General features: G+C 71.1%; 7 protein-coding genes. 4 read left to right on the top strand and 3 right to left on the bottom strand.

The features are described from left to right. The 4 genes from DFR69_RS15720 to DFR69_RS15705 all read left to right on the top strand — a co-directional run. Positions 1–839 (top strand): AMP-binding enzyme (locus DFR69_RS15720; RefSeq protein WP_146229290.1); only part of this gene is annotated, 839 nt, incomplete at its 5' end. Between the two features lie 180 nt (positions 840–1,019). Beyond that, on the top strand, positions 1,020–2,243 hold the full coding sequence (gene nhaA / locus DFR69_RS15715; protein WP_110038233.1) for a Na+/H+ antiporter NhaA: 1,224 nt from the start codon (positions 1,020–1,022) through the stop codon (positions 2,241–2,243). A 31-nt stretch (positions 2,244–2,274) separates the two neighbouring features. Beyond that, complete coding sequence (locus DFR69_RS15710) at positions 2,275–2,766, top strand: phage holin family protein (protein ID WP_110038232.1); 492 nt, start codon at positions 2,275–2,277, stop codon at positions 2,764–2,766. 55 nt (positions 2,767–2,821) lie between these two features. Beyond that, entirely contained in the window at positions 2,822–3,811 is a 990-nt protein-coding gene (locus tag DFR69_RS15705) for an alpha/beta fold hydrolase (protein ID WP_110038231.1), read from the top strand. A 75-nt stretch (positions 3,812–3,886) separates the two neighbouring features. Here the strand turns inward: DFR69_RS15705 and DFR69_RS15700 are convergent, their stop codons facing one another. From DFR69_RS15700 to DFR69_RS15690, 3 genes are read right to left on the bottom strand one after another with little or no spacing between them, the layout of a single operon-like run. Continuing rightward, positions 3,887–5,080: a MarP family serine protease gene (locus tag DFR69_RS15700; RefSeq protein WP_110038230.1), complete on the bottom strand. Its 1,194-nt coding sequence runs from the start codon at positions 5,078–5,080 to the stop codon at positions 3,887–3,889. Beyond that, the gene (locus tag DFR69_RS15695; protein WP_110038229.1) at positions 5,077–5,823 is read right to left on the bottom strand and encodes an NUDIX hydrolase; all 747 of its coding nucleotides are present in this window, start codon (positions 5,821–5,823) and stop codon (positions 5,077–5,079) included. The genes DFR69_RS15700 and DFR69_RS15695 overlap by 4 nt, the downstream gene beginning before the upstream one ends. After that, positions 5,820–6,476 (bottom strand): TlpA family protein disulfide reductase, encoded by a 657-nt coding sequence (locus tag DFR69_RS15690; RefSeq protein WP_110038228.1) that lies wholly within the window; start codon positions 6,474–6,476, stop codon positions 5,820–5,822. The genes DFR69_RS15695 and DFR69_RS15690 overlap by 4 nt, the downstream gene beginning before the upstream one ends. Positions 6,477–6,529 lie beyond the last annotated feature (53 nt).

The raw sequence follows: 6,529 nt of genomic DNA, 5'->3' as shown, positions 1-6,529 counted from the left end.
ACGCCCACAACCTCACCTCCCTGCGCCTGCTCGGCTCCGTCGGCGAACCCATCAACCCCGAAGCCTGGCGCTGGTACCGAGAAGTCATCGGCGCCGACAAGACTCCGATCGTGGACACCTGGTGGCAGACCGAGACCGGCGCGATCATGATCTCGCCGCTGCCCGGCGTCACCGCCGCCAAGCCCGGCGCGGCGATGGCCCCGCTGCCCGGCATCTCCGCGAAGGTCGTCGACGAGGAAGGCAAGCCGGTCGAGCTCGGCGAGACCGAGGCCAATGGCTACCTGGTCCTGGACAAGCCGTGGCCGTCGATGCTGCGCGGCATCTGGGGCGACATGGAGCGCTACCGCGCCACCTACTGGGAGCGCTACGCCGAGCAGGGCTGGTACTTCGCCGGCGACGGGGCCAAGCTCGACGCCGACGGCGATCTGTGGGTCCTCGGGCGCGTGGACGATGTCATGAACGTCTCCGGACACCGCATCTCCACCGCCGAGGTCGAATCCGCGCTCGTGGGGCATCCGGCCGTGGCCGAGGCGGCGGTCGTGGGCGCCAGCGACGCGACCACCGGGCAGGGCATCGTCGCCTTCGTCATCCTCACCGGCGAGGCGGCAGGGCGGGCCGGGGACGGCCTGGTCGACGAGCTGAAGGCCGAGGTGTCCAAGCAGATCAGCCCGATCGCGAAGCCGCGCGAGATCCACATCGTGCCCGAGCTGCCCAAGACGCGCAGCGGCAAGATCATGCGCAGGCTGCTGCGTGACGTGGCCGAGGGCCGCGAGCTCGGCGACACTTCCACCCTGGTCGATCCCGGCGTCTTCGAGGCGATCCGCGCCGGCGGCAACTGAGGCGGGCGCGCCGCGAAGGCGCAGGATACGGCCGGTGACATGCGATGTCACCGGCCGTATCCGTTAGGATTCCGTACAGGTGTGCCGGGAAGTCTGGTCGGCATGCGGTCGTGAATCTGTGTCACCGCAGGGTGGGATGAGCGCCCGCAGTCCGCCCGTACCAGCCGGAAGGCCCCGATTGTGATCACGCGCGTTCGCTCCGAACTCACCCGCTATCTACGCACCGAGACCGTCGGCGGCTCGCTGCTGCTGATCGCCGCCGCGGTGGCGCTGCTGTGGGTGAACTCGCCGTGGGGCGCGAGCTATCAGACGATGGTCGACACCCGGCTGAGCATCGACGCGCTGCACCTGGACCTGAGCCTGGCCGACTGGACCAAGGACGGGCTGCTGGCGATCTTCTTCTTCGTCGCCGGGCTCGAACTCAAACGCGAACTCGTGGTCGGCGAACTCGCCGATCCCCGGCGCGCGGCGCTGCCGATCATCGCGGCCGTCGGCGGCGTCATCACGCCCGCGCTGATCGCGATGAGCGTCGGCTGGGGCGTGCCCGGCATGAACAACGGCTGGGCGATCCCGGTGGCCACCGACATCGCGTTCGCGCTGGCCGTGCTCGCGATGACCGGCTCCCGGATCCCCGCGAGCGCGCGGGTGTTCCTGTTGAGCCTGGCCGTGGTCGACGACCTGCTCGCGATCGTGCTCATCGCGGTGCTGTTCACCGCCTCGCTGTCGATGCTGTGGCTGGCCGCCGCGCTCGCCTGCTGCGGAGCCTGGGCCCTGGCTCAGCGGTGGCGGCTGCACACGCCGTTCCTCTATATCCCGATCGCGCTGGTCTGCTGGTACGCGCTGCACGAGGCGGGCATCCATCCGACGCTGGCCGGTGTCGCACTCGGTCTGCTCACCCGGGTCCGCAAGGATCCCGGCGAGGACCAGGCGCCTGCGACGCACCTCGAGCACGTCGTGCAGCCGATCTCGGCCGGCTTCTGCGTCCCGCTGTTCGCGCTGTTCGCCTCCGGCGTGCCGCTCAACGGCGACGTGTTCGGTCAGCTCTTCACCGAGCGGCTGTCGCTGGCGATCATCCTCGGGCTGCTCGTCGGCAAGACGGTCGGCATCTTCGGGATCAGCTGGCTGGCGATCCGCTTCGGCTGGGCGAAACGCCCGGTGGGGCTGGAATACCGCGACATGTTCGCCCTGTCGGTCCTCGGCGCGATCGGCTTCACGGTTAGCCTGCTCGTGGCGGAACTCGCGCTGGCCGACGAGGGCGCGGCCGTCATCGATCTGGCGAAGGCGGCGGTCCTGGTGACCTCCATGGCAGCATCGCTGCTCGGATCGGCGCTACTGTTGCGACGAGGGCGTGTGCACCAGGCACGCCGCGACGCGGACGAGCTACAACCGGACAGTGAGGCCTAGTAGTGCCAGGACAGGGAGAAGGGTCGACGAAGTGAGTTACACCCAAGGCGGAAATGACGGTCGCACGGTCACTTCCATCCCGTTGACCGACGCCAACCCGCCCGGATCGGCGAGCATCGGCAGCCTCGTCCGTGACGCGACCGAACAGATGTCGACGCTGGTGCGCGCCGAGGTGGCGCTGGCCAAGGCGGAGGTCACCGCGGAGGTCCGCAAGGGCCTGACCGGCAGCGTGTTCTTCATCCTCGCGCTGACCGTGCTGCTGTTCAGCTCGTTCTTCTTTTTCTTCTTCCTCGCCGAACTGCTCGACGTGTGGCTGTACCGGTGGGCGGCGTTCCTGATCGTGTTCGCGCTGATGGTGCTGACCACCGCGCTGCTCGCCCTGCTCGGCTGGCTCAAGGTACGCAAACTGCGGGCGCCGGAGAAGACCATCGGCTCGCTCAAGCAGACCGCCGAGGTGCTGCCCGCGGCGCTGACCCACCGGGAGAGCACCGCGCCCGCGTTGGAGAAGTCGACCAACCGATGACGCGCCGGGCGGGCCCGGTCGCCACGGCCGGACCCGCCTACTAGGCTCGATCGGCGTGTCGTCCAACTCATTCCCGGATCCGTCCAGCGTCCGTTACGACGGACCGTGGACGCACCGGGACGTGCACGCCAACGGGATCCGCTTCCACGTCGTCGAGGCCGACGGGGCGGATCGTTCCGACACCACCCCGCTGGTGCTGCTGCTCCACGGCTTCGCCGACTTCTGGTGGTCGTGGCGGCACCAGCTGACCGGGCTCGCCGGCCACGGCTACCGCACCGTCGCGGTGGATCTGCGCGGCTACGGCGACACCGACAAGCCGCCCCGCGGCTACGACGGCTGGACCCTCGCCGGTGACATCGCCGGACTCATCCGGGCACTCGGACACACCGAGGCCACCCTCGTGGGACACGCCGAAGGTGGGCTGGTGTGCTGGGCCACCGCGGTGCTGCACCCGCGACTGGTCCGCTCGATCGGCCTGATCAGCTCGCCACACCCGGCCGCGCTGAAGAGCGCGGTGCTGCGCGATTCCGCCCAGCGCGCGACCTGGCTGCCCGATTTCCTGCGCTACCAGCTGCCCCGTTACCCCGAGCATCTGCTCACTCGCGACGGGGGCGCCGAGGTGGAGCGCCTGCTGCGGGCCAGGGTCGGTGAATCCTGGTCACGGACCGCCGAATTCACCGAGACCGCCGCGCGCATGCGCACCGCCATCCGCATCCCCGGTGCCGCGCACAGTGCGCTGGAGTACCAGCGCTGGGCCTTCCGCAGTCAATGGCGGCCCGACGGCAAGCGCTTCATGGCGACCATGCGCACCCCGATCGACATCCCCGTCCTCGGCCTGCGCGGCGAGCACGATCCCTACCTGCTGCCCGCCACGTTCCACCGTGGCTCCCGGCTGGCCACCGACCGGACCCTGGTCTCCATCCCGAACGCCGGCCACTACGCGCACCAGGAGAACCCGAACCGCGTCAACGAGGTGCTGACCACCCGCTGGCGCGAACAGAACGGCGTCAACGGCTCACCCCAGGACGGCCTGGTCTCCCCCTGAGACTCGCAGCCGGAACCCCCGCACCTGAACCGGCCCAATAAGACCCGACCTCGAGCGCGCCAGCGCTCCGATATCTCAGCTCAGGACGCAGGCTCCGGTGGGGACGGGCGCACTGCTCGTCGTCGCGGCGGCCAGTTCCGGGCCGACCTCGTTCAGCGTCAGCACGTAACCGGTGTCGTCGTCGGTGACGGCGGCGCCGAAGACCACTCCGAGCACCTGGCCCTCGGTGTCGACCAGCGGGCCGCCCGAGTTGCCCGCGCGGACCTGGCCGCGGACCGTGTACACCTCGCGTTCGACGGTGCCGTCGCGGTGGATGGTGGGTCCGGTGAGGTCGAGGGTCTCGCGCACGCGCGCGGCACTGGCCGTGTAGGGCCCGCCGCCCGGGTAGCCGAGCACGATGGCGCTCTCCCCGGAGCGTGCCGCCTCGGGCGCCTGCGGGATGACCGGCGAGGTCAGGCCCGGCACCGCGAGCACCGCGATGTCCTTGGACGGGTCGAACAGCACCACGCTGGCCTCCATCGCACCGCGCGCGGTGTCGACGGACACGGAGTTCGTTCCGGCGACGACGTGCGCGTTGGTCATCACGCGTTCCGGCGCGATGACGAAGCCCGAGCCCTCCAGCGCGCGCTGGCAGCTGGGCGCGACGCCACGAATCCGCAGCACGCTCTGCTGTAGCGACGCCGCGACCGGGCTGGCGAGCACGCTGGCGTCCGGCGGTTCGACCGCGGCGATCGGCGCGCGCCCGAATGGCCCGATGACGTCCGGCAGCCCGGAGGTGTTGAGCAGTCTGGAGAATTCGTTGGGCAGCTTGCGCAGCCAGCTCGGCGCGACCTCGTTGACGTCGGCGAGCACCTTCGACCCGTTGATGGCCGCGGCGACGTTCGGCTGGGAGGCCGTGGCCAGCGGCAGCGCGAGCAGCCACGCCGCGACCAGCACGGTCACCGCCTGCAGCACGGCGCCGGTGACGCTGTCCACGCTGCGCGCGATCGGATTGCGGATGCCGCTGCGCGCGGCGCGGCCGAGCACCATGCCCGCCACCTCGCCGACGATCACCAGCAGCACGATCAGCAGGATGCCGCCGAGGACCCGGCTGCGCCCCTCACTGAGATGCTTGAGGATGTGCGGCGCGATCAGGATGCCCGCGACCGCGCCGAGCGCGACGCCGAAGAACGCGAGCGCCGAGGCCACCGCGCCCTGCCGCCACCCGGTCGAGGCCGCGACCAACGCGATCAACACCACCGCGATGTCGAGCCACACCGAGGCGCTCACAGGGTCATTCCGACCGCAGCCAGCGAGCTCTCCAAGTCACGCACGTCGCCCCGATCCCAGTCTCGTTCCCAGCCGGCTGTTTTGATGATGCCGGCGAGGATACCGCCGGTGAGCCCCCAGACCAGCATGCCGTCGACCTGGAAAGCGGGACTCTGGTAGCCGAGACTGCCACGGACCATGAATCTGTGTGCGGGATCGAGCAATTCGGTGAGCGGAACCCGGACCACACGCTCGGTTTCGGCCTGGTCGACCACCCCGACCGGGCTGGGTGCCCGCCAGTAGCCGAGCACGGGGGTGACGTCGAACTTCGACGGCGGCACGAACAGTTTCGGCAGCATGGCGAAGGGTTGTACGCCCGCGGGGTCCAGGCCGGTCTCCTCGGCGGCCTCGCGCAGCGCGGTGCCGACCGGGCCGTCGTCGCCCGGATCCTCCGCACCACCGGGGAAGGCGACCTGCCCGCGATGCTGGCGCATGGTGGACGCGCGCTGGGTGAGCAGGACGTCGGCGTCGGCGGGCAGGCCACCCGGCGCCGCCGGGTCGGGCTCCGCCGAGCCGGCGAACAGGACGAGGACCGCGGCCTGGCGCGGCTTGCCGGTGATCGACATGGCCCGGCGCAGAGCGCGCGAGGCGGCCATGGTGTCGGCGGCGTCGGGCCCCGCGTGCCGGATGGCCGGGTGCAGCCAGGACGGGAGGCCGGAATCGTCCAGCCGCATCACACCGTTCATCACAACGTCCTTCGTCATACCGCGATCCGAACGCCGAGCTTTTCGGCCACCGTGTCGGCGATGTCGGCGACATCGGCGAACGTGCGCACCTCGACACTCGCAATGGTGCCGTCCGCGCGGACGAGCACCGACACCGGGAGTACCGCGGGCGCCCCGGCGGCCGTGCGCACGCTCGCCGCCGGATCCTCGACGCCGGGCAGTGTGATGCCGAGGCCGCTCAGCCTGGCCAGCGCCTTTGACTCGTCGGGATCGCTGTGGACGGTCAGCACGGTGAGTTCCGGACCCGCGCGCCGCGCGAACTCCTGCAGGTGGGGCAGTTCGACGGCGCAGGGGCCGCACCAGTAGGCCCAGAGGTTGAGCAGCGCGGGCTTGCCCGCCAGCGCGGCAGCGAGGTCGACGGGGGCGCCGTCGGCCAGGCAGGTCAGGGTGATACCGGCCAGCGGGCCCGCGCCGGGACCGGTCGACGCCGGGCAGGGCGCGAGCCCGGCGGCCGCGCGTTCCTCGGCCGAGACCGCCGCCGGTTGGCGTGCCGCAGGCGTCCCGGGGTTCGTGGTGCCGGAGTCCGTGCGCGGCCACAGCGCCACGGCGGCGGCGATCACCAGGATCAGCGCCGCGAGCGCCCAGCGCAGCGCCGGCCGCCGGATCGGCGACGGCTCGGTGGGTTCGCTCACGGCAGCACCTCGGCGGCGCCCGGTTCCGTCAGGCGCGACGACGCATTGTGTCG

The sequence above is a fragment of the Nocardia neocaledoniensis genome, assembly GCF_003182135.1.
In the GTDB taxonomy this organism is placed as follows: domain Bacteria; phylum Actinomycetota; class Actinomycetes; order Mycobacteriales; family Mycobacteriaceae; genus Nocardia; species Nocardia neocaledoniensis.
The sequence above is the reverse complement of the archived record's forward strand: the minus strand, read 5'-3'. Positions and strand labels throughout refer to the sequence as shown.

What these genes read in the sequence shown, in the direction of transcription:
- DFR69_RS15695 (WP_110038229.1), bottom strand. Translation starts at nt 5,823, where the DNA reads ATGACGAAGGACGTTGTGATGAACGGTGTGATGCGGCTGGACGATTCC.